The sequence below is a fragment of the Ruegeria sp. BC3 genome (genome assembly GCF_056539265.1).
The window spans coordinates 119,155-140,568 of record NZ_JBQFUP010000002.1 but is presented as its reverse complement, the minus strand read 5'-3'; the positions used below and the strand labels follow the sequence as shown (position 1 = coordinate 140,568).

Annotated in this window: 15 protein-coding genes; 9 read left to right on the top strand and 6 right to left on the bottom strand. The window is 58.5% G+C overall.

The window, feature by feature from the left end; genetic code table 11:
- Window positions 1–9 precede the first annotated feature (9 nt).
- Entirely contained in the window at window positions 10–939 is a 930-nt protein-coding gene (locus ACR0MV_RS06140) for an ABC transporter permease subunit (RefSeq protein ID WP_170429126.1), read from the top strand.
- Between the two features lies 1 nt (window position 940).
- Window positions 941–2,746 (top strand): ABC transporter ATP-binding protein, encoded by a 1,806-nt coding sequence (locus ACR0MV_RS06135; RefSeq protein WP_480701374.1) that lies wholly within the window; start codon window positions 941–943, stop codon window positions 2,744–2,746.
- A gap of 77 nt (window positions 2,747–2,823) precedes the next feature.
- Here the strand turns inward: ACR0MV_RS06135 and ACR0MV_RS06130 are convergent, their stop codons facing one another.
- The 6 genes from ACR0MV_RS06130 to ACR0MV_RS06105 form a co-directional block, all read right to left on the bottom strand.
- Entirely contained in the window at window positions 2,824–3,168 is a 345-nt protein-coding gene (locus ACR0MV_RS06130) for a hypothetical protein (protein WP_480701373.1), read from the bottom strand.
- A gap of 161 nt (window positions 3,169–3,329) precedes the next feature.
- Window positions 3,330–3,569, bottom strand: coding sequence for a hypothetical protein (locus tag ACR0MV_RS06125; protein ID WP_480701372.1), 240 nt, complete (start codon window positions 3,567–3,569; stop codon window positions 3,330–3,332).
- 711 nt (window positions 3,570–4,280) lie between these two features.
- Window positions 4,281–5,696, bottom strand: a complete 1,416-nt coding sequence (locus tag ACR0MV_RS06120; RefSeq protein WP_480701371.1) for a polysaccharide biosynthesis/export family protein — start codon at window positions 5,694–5,696, stop codon at window positions 4,281–4,283.
- Window positions 5,686–6,327 (bottom strand): YjbF family lipoprotein, encoded by a 642-nt coding sequence (locus ACR0MV_RS06115; RefSeq protein ID WP_170429855.1) that lies wholly within the window; start codon window positions 6,325–6,327, stop codon window positions 5,686–5,688. The genes ACR0MV_RS06120 and ACR0MV_RS06115 overlap by 11 nt, the downstream gene beginning before the upstream one ends.
- Window positions 6,324–8,408 carry a YjbH domain-containing protein gene (locus tag ACR0MV_RS06110; protein WP_480701369.1) on the bottom strand — a complete coding sequence of 695 codons (2,085 nt, stop codon included), beginning with the start codon at window positions 8,406–8,408 and terminating at the stop codon, window positions 6,324–6,326. The genes ACR0MV_RS06115 and ACR0MV_RS06110 overlap by 4 nt, the downstream gene beginning before the upstream one ends.
- 348 nt (window positions 8,409–8,756) lie before the next feature.
- Window positions 8,757–9,320 (bottom strand): sugar transferase, encoded by a 564-nt coding sequence (locus ACR0MV_RS06105; protein WP_480701367.1) that lies wholly within the window; start codon window positions 9,318–9,320, stop codon window positions 8,757–8,759.
- Between the two features lie 454 nt (window positions 9,321–9,774).
- Between ACR0MV_RS06105 and ACR0MV_RS06100 the strand changes: the two genes are divergently transcribed.
- The 7 genes from ACR0MV_RS06100 to ACR0MV_RS06070 all read left to right on the top strand — a co-directional run bounded on the left by ACR0MV_RS06100 (window position 9,775) and on the right by ACR0MV_RS06070 (window position 21,411).
- Window positions 9,775–10,746: an alpha/beta hydrolase gene (locus tag ACR0MV_RS06100; protein ID WP_480701365.1), complete on the top strand. Its 972-nt coding sequence runs from the start codon at window positions 9,775–9,777 to the stop codon at window positions 10,744–10,746.
- Window positions 10,747–10,930: 184 nt separating this feature from the next.
- Window positions 10,931–12,511: an ABC transporter substrate-binding protein gene (locus ACR0MV_RS06095; RefSeq protein WP_480701363.1), complete on the top strand. Its 1,581-nt coding sequence runs from the start codon at window positions 10,931–10,933 to the stop codon at window positions 12,509–12,511.
- Window positions 12,512–12,637: 126 nt separating this feature from the next.
- The gene (locus tag ACR0MV_RS06090; RefSeq protein ID WP_170428683.1) at window positions 12,638–14,203 is read left to right on the top strand and encodes an ABC transporter substrate-binding protein; all 1,566 of its coding nucleotides are present in this window, start codon (window positions 12,638–12,640) and stop codon (window positions 14,201–14,203) included.
- A 173-nt stretch (window positions 14,204–14,376) separates the two neighbouring features.
- Entirely contained in the window at window positions 14,377–15,354 is a 978-nt protein-coding gene (locus ACR0MV_RS06085; RefSeq protein ID WP_170428680.1) for an ABC transporter permease, read from the top strand.
- Window positions 15,351–16,301 (top strand): ABC transporter permease, encoded by a 951-nt coding sequence (locus ACR0MV_RS06080; RefSeq protein WP_170428677.1) that lies wholly within the window; start codon window positions 15,351–15,353, stop codon window positions 16,299–16,301. The genes ACR0MV_RS06085 and ACR0MV_RS06080 overlap by 4 nt, the downstream gene beginning before the upstream one ends.
- Before the next feature lie 4 nt (window positions 16,302–16,305).
- Entirely contained in the window at window positions 16,306–18,015 is a 1,710-nt protein-coding gene (locus ACR0MV_RS06075) for an ABC transporter ATP-binding protein (protein WP_480701361.1), read from the top strand.
- Between the two features lie 132 nt (window positions 18,016–18,147).
- Entirely contained in the window at window positions 18,148–21,411 is a 3,264-nt protein-coding gene (locus ACR0MV_RS06070) for an adenylate/guanylate cyclase domain-containing protein (RefSeq protein WP_170428670.1), read from the top strand.
- Window positions 21,412–21,414: the final 3 nt, after the last annotated feature.

The following is a 21,414-nucleotide window of genomic DNA, read 5'->3' as shown; positions in this document are numbered from 1 at the left end:
GGGCTGGCAATGCTTGGAAAATCACAAAAAGCCGCCCAATTGGCCGACGATGTCACAGACTACACGGTCATTCAGGGGCGTTCTCTCTGGCAAGACGCGCGTATGCGTTTTGTCCGCAACAAGGCCGCAATGGCGAGCCTTTTCATTCTGGGTCTAATCGTTCTTTTCACGATCATCGGGCCTTACTTCGCGGTCTGGAACAACGAAGAGATCGACTGGAACGTCATGGGCGATGTGCGCGGCATGGGCATGCCGTCCATCGAGACGGGTCACTACTTTGGGGTCGATGACCTTGGGCGCGACCTATACAGCCGCGTCATTCAGGCGACGACAACGTCCCTGCTGGTGGGTCTGATCGGTGCCGCCACAGCTCTCATCGTCGGCACATGCTACGGTATCACCGCCGGGTACATTGGGGGCCGCACCGACGGCGCCATGATGCGCTTTGTCGATATCCTGCTGGCGATTCCTGCGACGCTGGTCATCATTCTTCTGCTTGTTGTTGCAGGACGGTCGTTCGTGATGCTGTTCATCGCCCTCGGTGCGGTCGGGTGGCTGACCATGGCCCGGATCGTAAGGGGGCAAACGCTGACCCTTAAGAACCGCGAGTTCATTGAGGCGGCACGTGCCGCTGGTGTCAGCGAGTTTACAATCATGTATCGCCACATCCTGCCTAACCTGCTGGGGGTCGTTATCGTATACGCGTCGCTGCTGGTTCCCGAAATGATCCTGACCGAGAGTTTCATCTCGTTCCTCGGGCTGGGTATTTCTGAACCCTATACCTCGCTTGGTCGCCTGATCGCCGAAGGTGCGGGAACCATGGGCTATGGAACTTTGTGGCAACTGTTGTTCCCCCTGACTTTCTACGTCGCAATCATCATCACCATGTTCTTCATCGGTGACGGTTTGCGTGACGCTCTGGACCCGAAGGATCGCTGATATGAGCCTGTTTTCCGTAAAGGACCTGAGCGTCCAGTTCGACACCCCAGATGGAGTGGTTGAGGCTGTCAAAGGTATCAGTTTCGACATCAATCCAGGCGAATGCCTGGGCATCGTGGGCGAAAGTGGATCCGGCAAAAGCCAGACCTTCATGGCAGCGATGGGCCTGTTGCCTCCTGCCGGGCGCGCGATGGGTTCTGCCATGCTGAACGGCCAGGAAATCTTGAACCTGCCGATCAACAAGCTGAACAAGATTCGCGGCGATGACGTGGGCATGATCTTTCAAGATCCGCTGACGGCCCTGACACCGCATTTGCGGATCGGGCAACAGATGCGCGAAGTCCTGCAGGTTCACGAGGGTCTGCAAGGCTCGGCCGCGCGGGCGCGGTGTCTGGAATGGCTGAATCGCGTGCGTATCCCCGAAGCCAACCGACGTCTGGACCAGTACCCCCACGAATTGTCGGGTGGGATGCGCCAGCGGGTCATGATCGCGATGTCGATGCTATGTAACCCCAAGCTTTTGATCGCTGATGAACCAACGACAGCGCTGGACGTTACGGTACAAGCCGACATCCTTGATCTGATGGTGCGCCTGCAAAAGGACGAAGGGACCGCGATTGCCCTGATCACCCATGACATGGGCGTTGTCGCCCGCATGTGTGACCGGGTGCAGGTCATGCGCCTTGGTCAGTTCGTCGAAGCTGGCGAGACTCGCGAAATCTTCCGCGCGCCCAAGCACGAATACACGCGGACCTTGCTTGAGGCGATGCCGCGGATCGACGCCGGTGATGCTCCTAAAGCTCTGGAAAAGATCGAAGAACCCCTGCTGAAAGTCGACGACGTCAAGGTTCATTTCCCGATCCATGTTTCGGGCGGTTTGTTTGGGCACAAAGTCCCTTTGAAAGCCGTTGACGGCGTCAGCTTCGATATTCGCAAGGGCGAAACGCTGGGTGTTGTGGGCGAGTCGGGCTGCGGCAAGTCCACTTTGGCTCGGGCTGTTTTGCAATTGATCGAACCCAGCGCGGGTAACGTCAGCTGGCTGGGTCATCCCATCGTCGGACTGAAACGACGCGAACTGAACAAGTACCGAAAGGACTTGCAAATCGTGTTCCAGGACCCTCTTGCCAGCCTTGATCCACGGATGACCATCTCGGCGTCAATCGCGGAACCGCTGAAAACCTATCGCCCCGACCTGACCGACCGTGAACGCAAAGACATGGTCGCAGCAATGATGGAACGGGTCGGTCTGAAAGCCAACATGATCAACCGCTACCCGCATGAGCTTTCGGGCGGGCAAAACCAGCGCGTCGGCATCGCGCGGGCCATGATCAACAAACCCAAGCTCATCATCTGTGACGAGGCAGTGTCCGCTTTGGACGTCTCGATACAAGCACAGATCGTAGAGCTGCTGCGCGAATTGCAGCAGGAGTTTGGTTTGTCGATGATCTTCATCAGCCACGACCTGTCGGTCGTGCGGGCAGTGTCAAACCGGATCATGGTTCTGTATCTCGGCAGGATTGTAGAGCTGGGCGATGGTGAGGTGATCTGTTCCGATCCGATCCATCCTTACACCAAATCGCTGATCTCAGCCGTTCCGATCCCGGACCCGGATGTAGAACGCAGCCGAACGCGCCTGAAGCTGCCGGGTGAACTGCCATCTCCGATGGATCCGAAGGCTGCGCTGCGATTCCTGCCAAGCCGTCTGGCGTCCGGGGATACAAGCTACGTGCCGCAACTGAGCGAGGTTAAGCCCGATCACTTCGTTGCAGAACACGACTCATTGGAAACGATCATGGGCACAGCCTAAAACCCCCTGCCCCACAGCATTCAGCGCTGATGGGGCAGGGTTTTCGGTTAAATCGCACTTCTGATCCGTGCTTCCACCTACCGACCAACCATCCCAAACTGCGAATTCAGTGACACACGTAAAGACTGACCAGATTTTTTGCTGACAGTTAGCATGACTGAAAAGGTCACAAAGCTGGTATTCCGGTTGCAGGAATTGGTATCCGCCATTTTTCCCGCATCAAACTCGATTTCCGAGGAAATCATGACTTTGGTTGAACGCCGATTGGTCCAAAATGCCATCGACAAGGCGCGAGAGGCTTCAAGCGCTATGGCCGCCAGAACCAGTGATTGGCAGGTGAAGGCCTTGGTCGATACCAGGCCGATTTCCGGGCCTGCCAGAATGTTCAGAGCCAGATCGCTTTCGCGCGCACTCGGGTGCATTTAGCAGCAACACCACCTTGCCGACCCTGCCGGCGCAATAGCGCAGAGCAGCCAACGTGTCGGCCCTCTCGCCGGACTGGCTGACAAAACAGCCAGTGTGCGTCCGAGATCGGAGGTTCGCGGTACCAAAACTCTGACGCGAAATCGACTTCGACTGGCAGTCAGGCGATTTGCTCGAACCAGCATTTCGCTGCCAACCAAGCCAAAACGGCCGTTCCACAGGCCAGCATGACCACCCAGTTGAACTGTTCGAAGTCGACGGACGACAACAGCTGGTGTCCGTCCGCATGTTCCAGGTAATAATTTGCTGCCTTGATCCACACAGCGGGCTGTTCAACCATTTCTTTGGCCATAAACTGGAAGCACCCATCCTTGCCGACGGCAGCCGTTTGTGCATCCACTTTCCCGCGCGGACATTGCACCACCTTGCCATCTAAAAGCCTGAGAAAATATCGGTCATTTCAAGGGACAATTTTTGCCTGAAGCAATTCAGTTGTGCGGCGCTTCGAACTAGTGCAAATCAGTGGGGATGCGCCTTCCAAAGCTCAAATACAATACATCCGCTCGATTGCCCCGGATATCCACAACTCATCACATCATCAGCACACCGGGCACGTTTCGCCTTTAGCTGGACTATGGAAACGCGCTCCGTCAGCGTTTCTGATTGCTCGATCGCCTTAGGGCCGCAGATACACTATCGTTTGCCCATCAACATTCGGGATTTTTGAGTTCTGGTAATTTTACTCGTGCACTTCAAAGTAACGTATGGGTTGACCGGGTTGTAAGGGGCACTGGCGCTCTGCCTCAGACTGAGGAACTGCGTGCCGAGATTGCACATCGCAAAGCCAATTTGTCTGCATTGGTTGCTGACACATTAAGGCTTTGCGCAGATCTATCTAAATCTGACGCTGAACCGGTTGAAATTGACACGATGCTGGGTGCTCAGATTACTAAAACACTCGCATAATTGGTTCGGGCTTTAGCGCCGAAAAAACAGCATGGGACGGACCAACGTTGCCGATACCGCAAACCGCAGTCTTCTTCAAAATATCCCTGTTTTGAAGGCATTCGTGCTATTACTTCTCATGTCCCTGCGACCAGCCTTTTGGCATTTAGTTCACGGCAGCGTTGATTGGTGTTGTTATGAGGGATGGTGTGATTTGCGAGATTGTTCTGCCCCATTTTGTGACGGGGTTTTCTGCGATGAAGATGATGTCGTTGCTGCGCAGTTGGAACTGGGCTGCGAGGGTGAGTTGTGCGGCGTTTCGGATATCGAGGTGCCATGCGGTGACGGCGCCGAATTCGCGGGCGTCGTCTGAGGCGCGCAGGACGTAGACTTCGGATGCGTCGCCGGTTTCCTTTGCGATGCCGCCGCCGGTGTCGAACAGCGCGTCGGCGAGTGTCGCGGTCTGGTTGAACGGCAGGGCATAGCGGCCTTGGGTGCGCACTTCGCCGGACAGGTAGACATAGTCGCGGTCGACAGCGTCCAGCTCGATCGACTGGACGAAGTTGTTGCGACGTTCATCCAGATCGTCGCGGCGCAGGGAGACGGCTGTGTTCAGTTCCTGCAGGGCGGTCTGGCGGCCTTCCAGCACGGTCTCGCGCAGGGCGATCTGCTGGGCAAAGTAGCGCTCGGCGCGGTCCAGGTCATAGTCGGTGTCGACAAAGACCGAGTCATCGGCGATCAGGTTGAGGTTCTGCAACTCGGTGCGCGAATAGAGGTCTTCCAGCGGGATCTGATAGACCTGCCCGTCGCGGTAGAGGCGGACCGAAGAGTTGTCGATATCGCTGACCGAGACGGATCCGGCGGCCGACAGCGCCTCGCCCAGGGTCAGTTGGGTCAGGGTGATGGGTTGCACGCCGGGCTGGCCGACGGCGCCGCCGACCGAGACGCGGCGCGAGTTGAACTCGGCGATCTCGAGGCTGAAGGTGGGGTCGATCTGGTTCTCGACCAGGCGCTGGAACAGGATGGCCTCGGCCTCGTCCACGGTCAGGCCGACCAGGCGGACGCGCCCGACATCGGGGATGTTGATCGACCCGTCATCCTGCACGGTATAGCCGTTGCGGCTGTTCTGCGCGGCCAGCAGGCCCGATAGCTCTCCGGCGGTGCCTTGCGTTGATGGGGTCGACAGCACCAGCACGTCGCCGATGCCGATGGTATACGGCCCCGGATTGACCTGCGGCGGCGGGTCCAGCTGCAGGCGCGCGCGCGATCCGTCCTGGGTCGAGGGGGCCTCGGGCAGGGGGCCGGTGCCGCGCAGGCTGGTGGACGAGCCCGAGCCGGCGGATTGCGCAAAGACCGATGGCAGGGTTTTGGGTGCATAGGGCGAGCGGTTGGCGACCCGCACGGTCTCGGGGGTCACGGACACGACGCGGACCTTGCCGGCGTCCGACACCCCGGCGGTGACCGATGAGCTGCGATAGATGGTCGAGCATCCGGCGACCAGGGCACTCAGCGCCAGCGCCCCGAGAAACAGCGGGATCCGGCGTATGATGCGGTCTTCATGGTTCGACGTCTTAACGGTCATCGGGCACATCCTTTATGAACATATTCCCCAGGAACTCACCGGTCCATTGCGAGGACTGGACGATGCGTCCGGTGCTTTGGCGCACCCAGTAAACGTTGGTAAAGCGATCTGCCACCCCGAAGCAGTCCTCTTGCCGTTTTTCCGTGGCGACAGGGGTGCCGCGCAACAGAACGGTCTCGGGGCCCAGCGAGGTGATCTGGCAGTCATAGGCGCGCAGTTCGATCTCGTCATCGCCGTTGAGAAAGCTGTGGAACCGCTCGGCCCGGCCCGCGCCAGGGCCCAGGATCAGCGCCGCGCTCTGACGGACATCCGAGCCCATCATGCCATCGCCAAAGCCAAGGGCCGAGGTCAGCAGGCCACGTTCCAGCGTGATGGTGGCCCCGTCTGCGGTCAGCCAGGTCTGCACCCCGGCGCGCTCGGTCTCAAGCAGCATGACGCCGGCCAGATCGCGGCTGGGAAAGCCGACCTCAAGCCGGGGCGGGATCGGGCGGCGGGCAGCCAGCGCCTCGGCGCGCGGGTTGAACCGCGGCGTGTTGGGAAACAGCGTGCCCCTGAGCAGGTCGACATCGTCCTGCGCCTCACCGCAGGAGACCAGGACCAGGGCCAGCAGGGCGGTGCGCAAAATCTTCATCGCCAGAACCTCGCCCAGCTGCGCGACAGATCCTGCGCGCGCGCCTCGCGGGTGACGCCATACAGCCGGTTGCGCACGTTCAGCCGTGCGCCGCCATCACGCAGGACGGGGCGGATGGTCTGCGCGATCTTGTTGCGCGACGGGCGTCCGGTCATCCACGAGATGGGGATTTCCAGCCGGATGCCCTTGTCGAACGAGCCCTCGCCGAACTCTTCCGAGCTGACATTGGTCAGGGTAAAGAACGCGCCCACCTTGAAGCCGTTGTTGAACTCGCGGTCCAGGGTGAAAGTGGCGCCATAATCGCCCGCCAGATAACGCCCGACATCGACCTGCGCGTGATAGTCGCCCGGCAGATCGTAATAGGCCGAGACATGCCCGGTGAAGACGTTGTAATCCTGAAGGCCGAACAGCACGTCAAAGTCACGCTGGACCACATAGTTGGCCTCGGCCCCAAGGGCCAGACGGCTGTTGGTGGGATACCACAACAGCTCGGTCGACAGCCCGCCGAACATGGTCTCGAGATAGCCCAGCGTGGTGCGGGCATAAAGGTTCTCGCCCGGCCGCCACATATACTCGCCGGTCATATGTTCGATCCGCAGGTTGGATTCGCGGGCATAGATGTTCCAGTCCGAGCGCACCCGCGGCAGGGTCGAATCCGAGGGCCGGGTGCTGTCGTCCAATGTGCTGAGGATCGGCTGGCGCAGCCCGGTCGAAAAGGTCAGGCCCGGCGTGACGGTGTAATCCAGCTCCAGCGCCACACCCACCTCGTAGCGCAGCGGGTCGTCGGGGTCGAAGAAGGAAAAGTTCAGGTAGGGCCCGAAGCTGTAGGAAAAATGCGGGAAGGCATCGGTCAGAACGCCGCCCTGCACCAGCGGCAGCGTGTCCGAGATCTGGGCCCGGGCAAAGCTGCGCCAGGTGTTGTCGGGGTCGTGTTCCAGATCGTACAGGTCGTCACGATTGACGCGCACCGCGCTCAGCGGCACGCCGTTCGACATCAGCGCGATGTCGAAATGCTCGGCCTGGGGCGGCTGTTCATTGGCCAGCACCCGCGCGGTGCGACCCAGGGCCTGCGCCGCCTGACCATAGCGGTTGTTCTCGACCCCGATGCGGACCGTGTCGCCGGTCTCGGACAGGTAGACCAGCCGCAGTCCCTCCTGGTTCAGCGCCGACTGCATCCGGGTGCGGATTGCGTCGCTGTCGGCTGGGGTCGTTGCGGCGGCAACCTGGGACCGGGGCAGCAAGGGCGGCGGCGCAGAGCCCTGCCCGCCGGGCGTCACCGCTTTGCGCGGATCGACGAAATAGCTGTAGGTCAGCCCCAGCGAGTTGCCATACAGAAGCGACGCCGTCAGCTGCGATCCGTTCCTGAACCGGTACTGCGCGCCGACATTGATCGGAGTCTTGACCTTGAAAATGCCGCCGTCGCTTTCCTGTGTGTACAGGTCGGGCGAGTACTCGGCCAGGAAGGCCAGCCTGTCATTATACTGCCAACTGGCCCCGCCAAACAGGGCCGCGTCGCCGCGGAACCAGTTGCCGAACTCTACCTCGCCGCCCTGACCGTTCGAGTTTGACGCCGGTCGCGTGTCGAACCGGCTGCCGAAGATGCCCAGCGGGTTCGAGAACGCCCCGCGACCCGCCATGCGCCCCCAGCCGATGCCGCCGGTCAGCTTGAACCGGTCGCGAAAGGTCTTGGTGGCCACGAAATACTCGGCCGCATAGACACCGGTGCCGCCGAAGTCGCGCAGGCCCATCACGATGGCCGGGCCGTTCCTGCTTTCTTCACGCAACCGGAAGTGGACATCAAAGCTGCGGTCATACAGCGTAGCGCCGGGCCCCTGGAAGTCGTTCAGAACGGAATAGCGGAAACTGCCATGAACCCAGGGCAGCAGCTGAAAGGTCATCGTCGCCCGACCAGTGTTCCTCAGCCCCGCTGCGGTGAAAACCAGCTCGCCATCATCGAACATCTCAGCGGTCGGGATCTCGATCAGGCCGGGGGTGCCGTAGGTCGACACAGACTGCGCCTGTGCAAGGCCCGTCGCCAATGCGCAAACCAGGGCCAAAAGGCCCGTTCGCCGGTGTGTCACTGCTCGAATCTTCACGTCACTTTCGCCGCATTTTTGCCGCGATCACCTAGATGCTTTCCTGAAAAACGTCCCGCACCAATTCAAACCAAAAAACGTTTCTTTCAACTCTGTGCTCAAAATACAATCAAAGAAAAACGCTAAAGCGGAAAGAGTAAAGAATAATCAATCATAGATTGAACAAGATGAGAATATCTCGCACCGTGTGTAGTCAGACAAAGCCTCGCGGAACAAAACCAAGTTCAAGGAATCACTGCGCCCGGATCGCATTGGAGTTTAAACTTTTTACATAATACGGCGGACCAGTTTCGGCTAAGTTTCAAAAAGAAACTAAGCCGCAAGAAAAACGGATCACGCACCACCGCGGCGCAACATTACGGAGACTGTGCGCCAGACAATTCGTGCCTCCATGGCCGGACCAGAATTTGCAATATAGTAGAGGTCCGCTTGTACTTTCCGGCGAGTTGCATTCGTGCCTTCAATGTATCCCAGCTCGACCTGCGCCCATCCACTGATGCCCGGGCGCACGTCATGCCGTTCCTGATATCCCGGAATTTCGGACAGATACTTGCGCGCATGTTCGATATAGTCGGGGCGAGGCCCGACCAAGCTCATCTCACCTTTGAAAACATTGATGATTTGTGGCAATTCATCAAGGCGGGTCTTGCGCAGGAAGCGGCCCAGAGGCGTGATCCTGTCTTCTTCCAGTGGGCAATCGGCGCTACGTTCGATCTTGGGTGCCGGGCGCATAGAACGGAACTTGTAAGCTATGAACGGTTTGCAATTCCGTCCCATACGTTCCTGAGCAAAGAACAGCGGCCCCTTGTTCCAAATAGGATTTAGGATCAGCAGGACAATTCCACACAAGACAGCAAGCGGCAGCAGGAAAACTACGCTGACCAAAAGGTCAAACACGCGCTTTGCGATGCTGAAAAAAACACCATGCGCAGCGCCAGGGGAGGAAGGGCGTTGGACGGCGGATTCCGATGAGTCCCCGTCAGAAAAATTAAAATCAAACATTGGTGGAAAAGACCCTAGGTACTATCGAATTTTAACACGCAAGAATTGCAGTCAGGACTCGTTAACCGTTTAGTTGCGGAGTTAAGTTCCAGTCAAGCGCTTTGAATAAAATTAGCTTCAAATTCTTAGCTTCGTCATTTCAATGTCATAACTCGTGCTACGGAAGTAGGCGCTTTTAACATAATTCAGGCGAAATGCTGAAAGGAATGGAGTGCAGCATTAGCCAAACGAGCAGAAATGATCGCTGCGCGGCGAACATTCGCGTTCCTGGCGCGGGCTTAGTTGCCGATGCTGACAGGTCACAAGAGGCTTGCTAGGCTTTCGTCATCCCCAACAGGAGGGCCTATTCATGCTTTTTACTACCAACAGGTTTCCCACCCAAAGTATCCGCACTCGCAAAGGTCGTCGGTTCACCTTTGATCTGGACAACAACGCGCCATCGAACTCGGTATTCTATTGTGAGAAAGGACACGATGAACATCACACCGAGATCACCAGCAAAGAGCTGTTGCGCCGCGTTCGGGACAGTGACTGCCGGCAGGTCATGCTCTACCTGCACGGGTTTAACAATTTGCCCGAGGATGTGTTTCAGACGACAGCAGAATTGCAGCGTTTATGTGATCAGGCCAACCCGGGCGAGGTCATGGTGCTGCCGCTGATCTGGCCCAGTGACGCCAAACAGGGGATTGTGCAAAAGTACTGGGACGACCAGAAATCCGCGGATCAAAGCGGGTTTTCCTTTGCCCGTGTGCTGGAACGCTTTCTGGAATGGCGCAACAGTGATGATAACGAGCCCGAAACCGCACCCTGCCTGAAGCGGATCAATCTGCTTGCGCATTCGATGGGCAACCGGGTTCTGCGTCAGACGCTGATCGAATGGGATCGGTACGATCTGGCGTCGGGCGTGCCGTTGCTGTTCCGCAATACATTCATGGTCGCGGCGGATGTGGTCAATGAAACTGTGCATGAACACGAGCAAGGCGTATTGGTCAGCCATGCCTCGCGTAATGTGGTCGTCTATTTCGCCTCGGACGATCTGGCTTTGCGGGCTAGCAAGGCAGCAAACCTGAAGAACAAGGTGGCCTCGCGCCGTTTGGGCCACACAGGCCCCGAGAATATCGACCGGACGCCCCATAATGTCTTCCAGGTGGATTGTGACGACATCAACACCCGATATGACACGCCGACCGGGCACAAATATTTTGGCGCGGTTTCGCCGGGCGGTGAAGCGGGGTTGGTGTTCCGGCATATCTTTCAATGTGTTCAGTCCGGGCGCGTATTCCCAGATGACCCGCATCAACGTTCGGTCATCCTGCACTAGGGGCGTTTAGTCTCTAAATTGGACTCGCGCTGTGCCTCGGCTTGTCGAAATTGATCGGAATTGCGGATAGTTCACAATCTGGTGTTGCAACTGCCGAAATCATCTGGATGATCGGCAACCACCAAGACCGTCGAAAACGGTCTGCCGTTCCAGGAACGGTATTAACGAAAATGGGGAGACTATAATGATCCTTAAGAACCTGATGATCGCTGCCAGCGCGACTGCACTGATGGCGGGTGCCGCATCGGCTGAAACCCTGCGTTGGGCGCGGGCTGGTGATGCTCTGACACTGGATCCGCACTCGCAAAACGAAGGTCCGTCACACACCATTCGCCACCAGATGTACGAGCCGCTGATCATCCGCGACGTAACGGGTGCGTTTGAACCTGCGCTGGCGACCGAGTGGGGTCCCAAGGCCGATGATCCGAACGTTTGGGTTTTCAAACTGCGTGAGGGCGTCAAGTTCCACGACGGCGCGGATTTCAATGCCGAAGATGTGGTGTTCAGCTTTGAACGTGCCAAGCAACCGAATTCCGACATGAAAGAGCTGATCGGCTCGATCACTGAAGTGCGTGCGGTTGACGACTATACCGTCGAGATCGTGACAGACGGTCCGAACCCGATCCTGCCGTCGAACCTGACCAACCTGTTCATCCTGGACAAGGGTTGGGCCGAGGCAAACAACACTGTCAATGTGCAGGATTTCGAGGGTGGCGAGATCACTTATGCCACCACCAACGCCAACGGTACTGGCCCTTACATCCTCCAGAGCCGCGAGCCTGACGTTAAAACCGTGATGGTGCGCAACGACAACTATTGGGGCATCGACCAGTTCCCAATGGAAGTGACAGAGATTGTCTATACCCCCATCCAGAACGCTGCGACCCGCGTTGCGGCGATGCTGTCGGGCGAGGTGAACTTCCTGCAGGATATGCCGGTGCAAGACATCGAGCGTGTCGATGGCGCCGATGGCCTGATGGTCAAGCAAGCCCCGCAGAACCGTGTGATCTTCTTTGGTATGAACCAGGGTTCAGATGACATCGAAGCGGACAACGTGGACGGCAAGAACCCTCTGGCCGATGTGCGCGTGCGTCAGGCGATGTCGATGGCGATCAACCGTGATGCGATCAAACAGGTCGTGATGCGCGGCCAGTCGCAGCCTGCTGGCATGATCGCACCGCCCTTCGTGAACGGCTGGACCGAAGCGATGGACGGCGAGTCCTCCACCGATCTGGAAAAGGCCAAAGAGCTGATGGCTGAGGCCGGGTATGCAGATGGCTTCTCGCTGCGTCTGGACTGCCCGAACGATCGCTACATCAACGACGAAGCGATCTGTCAGGCAGCCGTTGGCATGCTGGGCCAGATTGGCGTGACCGTGAATCTGGATGCCAAGCCTAAGGCACAGCACTTCCCGCTGATCACCGACAGCAAGACTGACTTCTACATGCTGGGTTGGGGTGTTCCGACTTATGACTCGGAATACATCTTCAACTTCCTTGTCCATGGTCGCGAAGACGATATCGGCACTTGGAACGGCACCGGCTATCAGGACGATGCGCTGGACGCGAAGATCAAGTCGCTTGCCTCGAACACTGACCTGGACGCCCGGAACGCGGACATCGCCGACATCTGGCGTGTCGTGCAGGACGAAGCACTGTACATCCCCATTCACCACCAGGTTCTGAACTGGGGCATGGCTGACGGTGTTGGCATCGAAGTGGACGCTGAAGACCAGCCGAAGGTCAAATACTTCACCATGCAGTAAGTCAAAACTTTTGACGATCAGACAGGGCGCGATTTTCGCGCCCTGTTTTTTGTTGCGACCTGAGATTTCCTTGCGCACACGGCAAAAACCAAGAAAACTCGGCCCCAGAAACAGGGAGACATAACAATGATCCTCAGGAACAGCGCCATTGGCCTTGCGATGCTGACTGCCACCAGCGTTCAGGCCGCAGACTTCAAATGGGCCTCGACCACCGACCCGCAAACCATGGACCCGCACGCGGTCAACTCGGCCCCGGTTCTGGGGTTCCTCAACAACGTCTACGAAGGTCTTGTCCGTCGCGACAAGGATATGAGCGTCCAACCCGCACTGGCCGTCAGCTGGGAGCCGATCGGCGAGGGCGACGGCTGGCGGTTCAATCTGCGCGAGGGCGTGACGTTCCACGACGGCAGCACCTTTGATGCGCAGGATGTTCTGTTCAGTTATCAGCGCGCCTCGGGCGAGGCGGCCGATACCCGCAGTTGGTTTGCCCCGGTCAGCGAGGTCATCGTGGTCGATGACTACACCGTTGATTTCATGATGACCGCACCAAACCCGCTGTTCCCGTCTTCGATTGCCAACTGGATGATCATGGATCAGGGCTGGACCGAGGCGAATGACGCTGCGGTGCCGGACAAAGAGACCGGTAACTATGCCACGGTCAACGCCAATGGCACCGGCGCTTTCAGGGTCACCGCGCGCGAGCCGGGTCTGAAAACCGTGCTGGAACCGTTCGAGGGCTGGTGGGGAGAGGCCGAGCACAACATCACCCGTGCCGAATTCAACCCGATCCAGAACCCGGCCACCGCGGTCGCGGCGCTATTGTCCGGTGATGTGGACATGATCAATCCGGTGCCAATCCAGGATGTCGCGCGACTGCAGGAAGACGCCGATGTAGAAGTCATTCAGGGGATCGAGGCGCGCGTCATCATGCTGGGCTTTGACCACGAGGCTGAGACGCTGAAATACACCGACGATGCGGGCAAGCCGAACCCCTTCCGCGACCCGCGCGTGCGCAAAGCCGTCGCGCAGGCGGTAAATGTGGATGCGATTCTGGCCACCATCATGCGCGGCAATGCCGAAGCGGCGTCTCAGCTGGTCAGCCCCGCAATGAGCGGATACTCGGAAGCGAATGCAGAACGCCCGGCATTTGATGTCGAAGCCGCCAAAGCTCTGCTGGCCGAAGCTGGATATGCGGACGGGTTCTCGTTCGGGCTGAAATGCCCCAATGACCGTTATCTGAATGACGAGGCTGTCTGTCAGGCTGTCGTTAGCATGCTGGCACAGATCGGGATCACGGCGGAACTGGATGCGATGCCGGTGCGCAACTACTGGCCCGAGCTGCGCGAGGATAACTACGACATGTACCTGCTGGGCTGGAGCCCGGGTACCTTTGACGCCGAACATCCCGTTCGCTTTTTGGTCGCGACGCCAAACGAAGAGAAAAAACTGGGTAGCTGGAACTTCGGTGGGTTCTCGAACGCGCGTGTAGACGAGTTGCTTCCAGCCATTCAATCCGAACTGGATCAGGCCAAGCGTCAGGCCATGCTGGATGAAGTGACCCAGATCATTCAGGACGAACAGGTCTATGTTCCGATGTACGTGCAGCCACTGGTCTGGGGCACGCGCAGCAATATCGAGCTGACGCAGCGCCCTGACAATTTCTTCCTGTTGCGCTGGGTAACGGTGAACTGAATAAGCCGCTAAAGGATTGGCCCGACCCAACCGGATCAGGCCAATCCCAACCATTTCAGGGCGACGTCGGGCCTGACGTCGGGAAATGGCCTAGACCTATTGCTGTATTTATGGCGATTGCTTGACCATTTGGTCAGTGCGTGCATAGAGAGGCGGATCAATGGGGAAAGTGAATGTTCGCATATATCGTCCGAAGGATGTTCCAATCCGTGATCGTACTGCTGGTCGTGGGTCTGGTCGCATTTTCTATGTTCCGGTTTGTTGGCGACCCGATCGACAACATGCTGGGTCAGGAACGCACGCAAGCCGATATCGACCGGCTGCGCGCTGAACTGGGGCTGGATCAGCCGATTCCGGTTCAGTACTACAAATTCCTGAAAGAGGCCGTTCAAGGCAATTTTGGCGTGTCGTATCGTCAGGGACGTCCGGTCTCGACGATTATCGCCGAACGCGCGCCAGCCACGTTGGAACTGGCGTTTGTCTCGGGATTTCTGGCCATCACGATGGGTATCGCTTTGGGCGTATTCACAGCCATCCGACGACAAGGGGTCGCTGCGAATATAATCATGACCGTTTCGCTGATCGGGGTGTCTCTGCCGACCTTCCTGATCGGGATATTACTTATCTACATCTTCTCGGTTGAATTGGACCTCTTACCCAGCTTCGGGAGGGGAGAGACCGTTATGATTGGCAACTGGTCCACCGGCTTCTTGACGACTTCCGGTCTCAAGGCGCTGATCCTGCCTGCGATTACGCTGGGTCTGTATCAGATGACGCTGATCATGCGGCTGGTGCGCTCGGAAATGCTTGAGGTTCTGCGTGCCGATTACGTCCGGTTCGCCCGCGCCCGTGGGTTGTCGGATCGGGTGATCAACTTCCGCCACGCGTTGAAAAACACCATGGTTCCGGTGATCACGATTACGGGTCTGCAGTTGGGCTCGATCATCGCCTTCGCCATCATCACCGAGACGGTGTTCCAGTGGCCGGGCGTCGGTCTGCTGTTCATCAACGCGATCCAGTTCGTCGATATCCCCGTCATGGCCGCCTATCTGATGCTGATTTCGGTCATGTTCGTGACGATCAACCTGATCGTCGATCTTCTCTACTATGCCATTGACCCGCGCCTGCGTGTCGACGCGAGGGCCACATGACCGATACTATCGAAACCCCTTCCGCCCCCACCAAGTCGCGTTTTTCCAAGTTCTGGGACAGCGATTTTGCCTGGTCATTCCGGCATTCGCCGGTCGCGGTGATCGCGTCTCTGGTTGTGCTGATCCTGGTGCTGTCTGCCATTTTCGCGCCTCTTATCGCGCCATATAACCCGTTCGACCCGTCGTCGCTGAACCTGATGAACGGCTTTACACCGCCGGGAACGCCCAATGCCTTTACGCAGGACACGTTCCTGCTGGGTACAGACGATCAGGGACGAGATGTTTTCTCGACCATCCTGTACGGTATGCGCATATCGCTGTTTGTCGGTGTATCGGCAGTGCTGCTGGCGTTGATCATCGGAATCGTCCTGGGGCTAGTTGCCGCCTATTTCGGGGGCTGGATTGAGACACTGATCATGCGGGTTGCGGATGTGCAGCTGACCTTCCCTGCGATCCTTGTTGCGATGCTGATTTTTGGTATCGCCAAGGGTGTCACCCCGCCGGAATACCGCGACGAGATGGCGATCTATGTTCTGATCATCGCGATCGCATTGTCCGACTGGGTGCAGTTTGCCCGCGTCGTGCGCGGCGCAGCGCTGGTGGAAAAGAACAAGGAATACGTTCAGGCCGCGCGCCTGATCGGGCGCGGTTCGTTCCCGATCATGTTCCGTCACATCCTGCCCAACGTTCTCAGCCCGGTTCTGGTGATCGCCACGATCTCGCTGGCGCTGGCGATCATCGCCGAGGCGACGCTCAGCTTTCTGGGCGTGGGTGCGCCTCCGACGCAACCGTCACTGGGCACACTGATCCGCATCGGGCAGGGCTTCCTGTTCTCGGGTGAGTGGTGGATCCTCTTCTTCCCGGCCTGCACCCTTCTGGCGCTGGCCCTTTCGGTCAACCTGCTGGGCGACTGGCTGCGCGATGCGCTGAACCCCAAGCTGCGGTGATTTCATGAGCCTACTTACGATCAACGACCTGACGGTCGAATTCCCGACGCGCCGCAAATTGTTTACCGCTGTGGACCATGTGGACCTGTCCGTTGAGCCGGGCGAAATCCACGGACTGGTGGGTGAATCCGGTGCGGGTAAATCCACCATTGGTGCAGCCATCATGGGTCTGCTGGATCGGCCTGGCCGAATTGCCAGCGGCACGATCAAACTGCGCGGGGACCAGATCAGTGGACTGGACGTCAACGCAATGCGCGGTCTGCGCGGCAAAAAGATCTCGATGATCTTTCAGGACCCGCTGACATCGCTGAACCCTCTGTTCACCGTGCGTGAGCAACTGGTTGAGACGATCCAGGCCCATCTGGGTGGATCCGATGCCGAGGCGAACAAGCGTGCCCGCGACCTGATCGACCGGGTCGGCATTCCTGACCCGGACACGCGGCTGGATCAGTATCCCCACCAGTTCTCGGGCGGGATGCGGCAGCGTGTGGTGATCGCGCTGGCGCTGTGTACCGAGCCGGATGTGATCATTGCGGACGAACCGACCACTGCGCTGGACGTGTCGGTTCAGGCACAGATTCTTGATCTGATCAAGGAACTGGCGCAGGAGCGTCAGGTTGGCGTCATCCTGATCACCCACGACATGGGTGTAATCGCGGATACCACCGACAAGGTGACCGTCATGTACGCGGGTAAGGTGGTTGAAACCGGTCCGACCTCGCAAGTGATGGGGCAGCCTAGCCACGAATACACCAAGTCTCTGATCGCCGCCGTGCCGCGCCCGACACTGAAACTGCACCGCTTCCCGCAGATCAGCTATGGCGGCCGCGAGACCCGGTTTGCCATCGACGACATGGCGCGCCATTGGCCCAAAGTGGACAATGACACCAGCAAACCGGTGTTTGAAATCCGCAACCTGACCAAGAAGTTCCTGCAGCGCAAAGGCCTGCTGCCGTGGGACCGCACCTTTTTCACCGCCGTTGATGACGTCAGCTTTGACATTCGCGCGAGCGAAGTGTTCGGCGTTGTGGGCGAGTCCGGGTCGGGCAAGTCGACGATCGCGCGTATGATCGCCGGTTTGTACCCGGTGGATGGTGGCACGATCACATTTGAGGGCCAGACCGTCAGCGACCTGACCAACAAGGCCGCTCTGGATGCCTATCGCAAGAGCATCCAGATGATCTTTCAGGATCCTTATTCTTCGTTGAACCCGCGCATGCGGGTGGATGAAATCGTGGCCGAGCCGATCCGCCATCACAAGCTGATGGATGGGTCCGATATCAAGCGGCGCGTGGATGAACTGTTGGATCAGGTGGGGCTCGGGCATGAAGCTGGCCTGAAATACCCGCACGAGTTTTCGGGCGGTCAGCGGCAGCGGATTTCGATCGCGCGCGCACTGGCAACGCAGCCACGCTTCCTGATCTGCGACGAGCCGACCAGCGCGTTGGACGTGTCGATTCAGGCGCAGATTCTGAACATCCTGAAAGACCTGCAGGAACATCTGGGCCTGACCTTGTTGTTCATCAGCCACGACCTGCCGGTGGTGCGCCAGATGTGCGACCGCGTGGCCGTGATGAAGCAGGGCAAGGTGGTTGAGCTGCAAGAAACCAACGCGTTGTTTGCGAATCCTCAAACGGAATACACGGCCGAGCTTCTACGCCTGATGCCGAAGCTAGACGATCTGTCGACCGACGGATTGGAAGCCGAGGCCTGATGCTAAAGACCCAATTGCCCCTCATTCGGGCAATTGGGTGTGCATAAACATTAAAATATTCAAACTTTGCAGACTCATGCGGGTCTGTTGTGCTACGTCTGTGTCTGGAGTTGGGGGCTTCAGAGGGGCGACATGTCTCAGGACCTTAGGGACTGGCTAAGCGCACTTGGACTATCTGACTACGCGCAAGCCTTTTTGGATAATAAAATTGATTTCGCAATTTTGCCCGATCTGACGGGCGAAGATCTGATCGAAATCGGTGTGACTGCCGTCGGAGACCGCCGCAGATTGCTGCGCGCGATTTCTGAACTTGAGACATTCGAAACCGTTCAACCCTATGAACCCGACACCCCGCTTGAACCCGCCAAGCGGCAGGTCACGGTCATGTTCGCCGATCTGACTGGGTTTACCCGCCTGACAAGCGAGTTGGATGCCGAGGACATGCACGCGCTGCTCAACGGCTTTTTTGCCAAGGTCGATCATGTGGTCGAGAAATATGGCGGGCGGATCGACAAACATATCGGCGACGCGGTGATGGCCGTGTTTGGCGCGCCCATTTCACACACAAACGATACCGAACGCGCGGCACGGGCGGCGTTGGAAATTCATGCGGTACTGCCCAGCCTGAACCCTCCGCTCTCCTGCCATATCGGGCTTGCCTCGGGGCAGGTAATCGCCAGTACGACAGGCAGCGAGGCGCACACCGAATACACCGTTACGGGCGACGGCGTGAACCTCGCCTCGCGCATCACCGACATGGCCGCGCCGGGTGAGGTTTTGGTCTCACACGACATTCAGCGTGCGTTAGGGCCGCTTTTTGTTGGCGAATCCATGGGCGAAAAGGCGATCAAAGGGCTGAGTACCCCGGTTGAGCTGTGGCGCTTGGACCGCATGGCGCGCAACATCCGGTCGCGCCGGCATCGCTTTGTAGGGCGCGAGCGAGAGCTGTCCTTGTTCTCGGCCACCTTCGACCGTTGTCAGCGTCACGGCAAGGGTGAGGTCCATATCGTTCTTGGCGAGCCGGGCATAGGTAAAACCCATCTGTCCGAACAGGTGGCCGAACTGGCGGACAGCCTGTCCTATTCTATTCACAACGGCGTCGTCATGGATTTCGGCACGCGCGAGGGGCATTCTGCCATTCAATCCGTGGCGCGCAGCATTCTGGGGCTAGAGCCTACGGACAATGCCGCCACCTGCGCCTCGGTCGCCGCGGACGCTATCACCAAGGGCTGGGTCTCGGCAGCCAACGCGGGTCACCTGAACGCCTTGCTGGAGTTGGAGCAAGACCCCGGTCTGGCCGAGGTTTATGCGGTGATGGACAATGCCACCCGCCTGCGCGGGCGACGACAGGTCATCGATGAGTTGATCACAGCCCGCAGCGCAGAAGCCCCGCTGTTGATACAGATTGAGGACATCCATTGGGCTTCGCCTGAAATCCTGACCGCTTGTGCGCATATCGCCGCGATGACGCGCGATCTGCCTTGCGTTTTGTTGATGACCAGCCGGGTTGAGGGTGATCCAATCAACCGTGAATGGCAGATGGCGACGGACGGCGCGCTAATTTCCAAGTTAGAACTGGCGCCCATGGGGGACGAACAGGCCCGAAAACTGGTCGAAGAGTTCACGGGTATCGATCCGGAATTGTTGGACACCTGCGTCAAACGCGCCGGGGGCAATCCGCTGTTTCTTGAACAATTGCTGCGCAACATCGACGTTCTGAAGCAGGAATCTGTTCCGGGCAGCATACAGGGTATTGTTCAGTCTCGACTGGATTCTCTGGACAGGGCCAGCCGAGCGGCGATTCAGGCGGCCTCGGTCCTTGGTCAGCGGTTCTCGCCCGAGGTGCTGAATTTCCTTTTGGGCGAAGGGCATCTGGACACTTCGACCCTGATCCGTTCGGCCCTGATCCGAGAGGCCGGTGCCGATCTGATGTTTGCCCACGCGCTGATCCGCGATGGTTCATACGCGACACTGGTGAAATCCGAACGCGCCCGGCTGCATCGTCAGGCCGCAAAATGGTTTGAAGATCGAGACGCCACTCTGCGCGCGCAACATCTGGACCGTGCGGGCGCGAATAATGCGGCGCAGGCTTATCTGGAGGCCGCCGACAAGCTGATCCTTGCATTTCAGTTCGACGACGCCAGCCCGCTGATAGAACGGGCGCTGGAACTGCCTTCCCCAGCCGGGGTGCGGTTTGATCTGCTTTGTGCCCGGGGCGAGACGCACCGGTTGCAGGGCCTGTCCGATGATGCGTTGCGCGAGTTCAAGGAAGCCGCCGAACTGGCGGATACGGATGAGCAGGTCTGTCGGGTGCATATCGGGCTGGCGCAAGCCGCACGGCAGGCCAGCCTGTACCAAGAGGCTCTGGAAAGCCTCGATATCGCCGAGGCCGCCGCTGAACGCTGCGGATCCGATCGTGACATTGCCCAGATCAACTATGTCCGCGGCAATGTTTACTTCCCGCTTGGGCAGGTGAAAAAGGCGCTTGAGAGCAATGAAAAGGCTTTAACACTGGCCAGAAAGCTAGAATCCGCGCGTCTTGAGGTCGGTGCACTCAGCGGATTTGGCGATGCAAATTTCATGAATGCCACGATGCAAACGGCCACAGGGTTCTACACGCAGGCCGTTGAGCGGGCGCGGGAAAAGGGTTTGGTTCGGGATTTGGCCGCGAACCTTCATAACCTCAGCGTTGCCCGTAGCTATACCGGCGATGTGGCGCAGGGCAAAAAGGATGCGCAGGAGGCTATTGAGGTCTCGCAAAAGTACTTCGCCTTTGTGCCGGAATGTGTGGCGCAAACCTGCCTGGGGGTGGCGCATACGTTCCTGGGCGAGTTGGATCAGGCTTTGGACACGTTCTCGGTTTCAGCAGAGATCGCCCACCGTGTCGGGGCCAAGCGTCTTGAGGCCCAGGCGTTAGAACATCTCGCCCGTACGCAAGTCTATGCCGGCCAGATCGAAGCGGCCCGCGAAACCGGCCGCCGCGCCGTGGATATTGCACTGGAACACGGGCGGAATTTCGTGGGACCAAAGGCGCTGTCGGCCTTGGCGATGGCTGAAACAGACCCAGAGGCGCAGGATCGCCACCTTAAACTGGGCGAAGAGATCATCGCTGAGGGCTGTGTTGGGCACAGTCACTTGCATTTCTACACGGATGCCAGCGCCGTTATGCTGGCGCGACAGGACTGGGATGAGGCGACGCGATATGCGGATGCTCTAGCCAAGTTCACGGCGGACGAACCCCTTCCGATGGTGAATTTGTCAATCCAACAGGCTCGAACACTGGCAGAATGCGGGGGCTGGGGCATTCCACTGGCGTCCCATGAAGGGTTCGATGCATTGAAGGCCGGTTTTCAGGACCTCGGCATCACTCAGTCGCTGGTCGGGCGGTTGGATTAGACG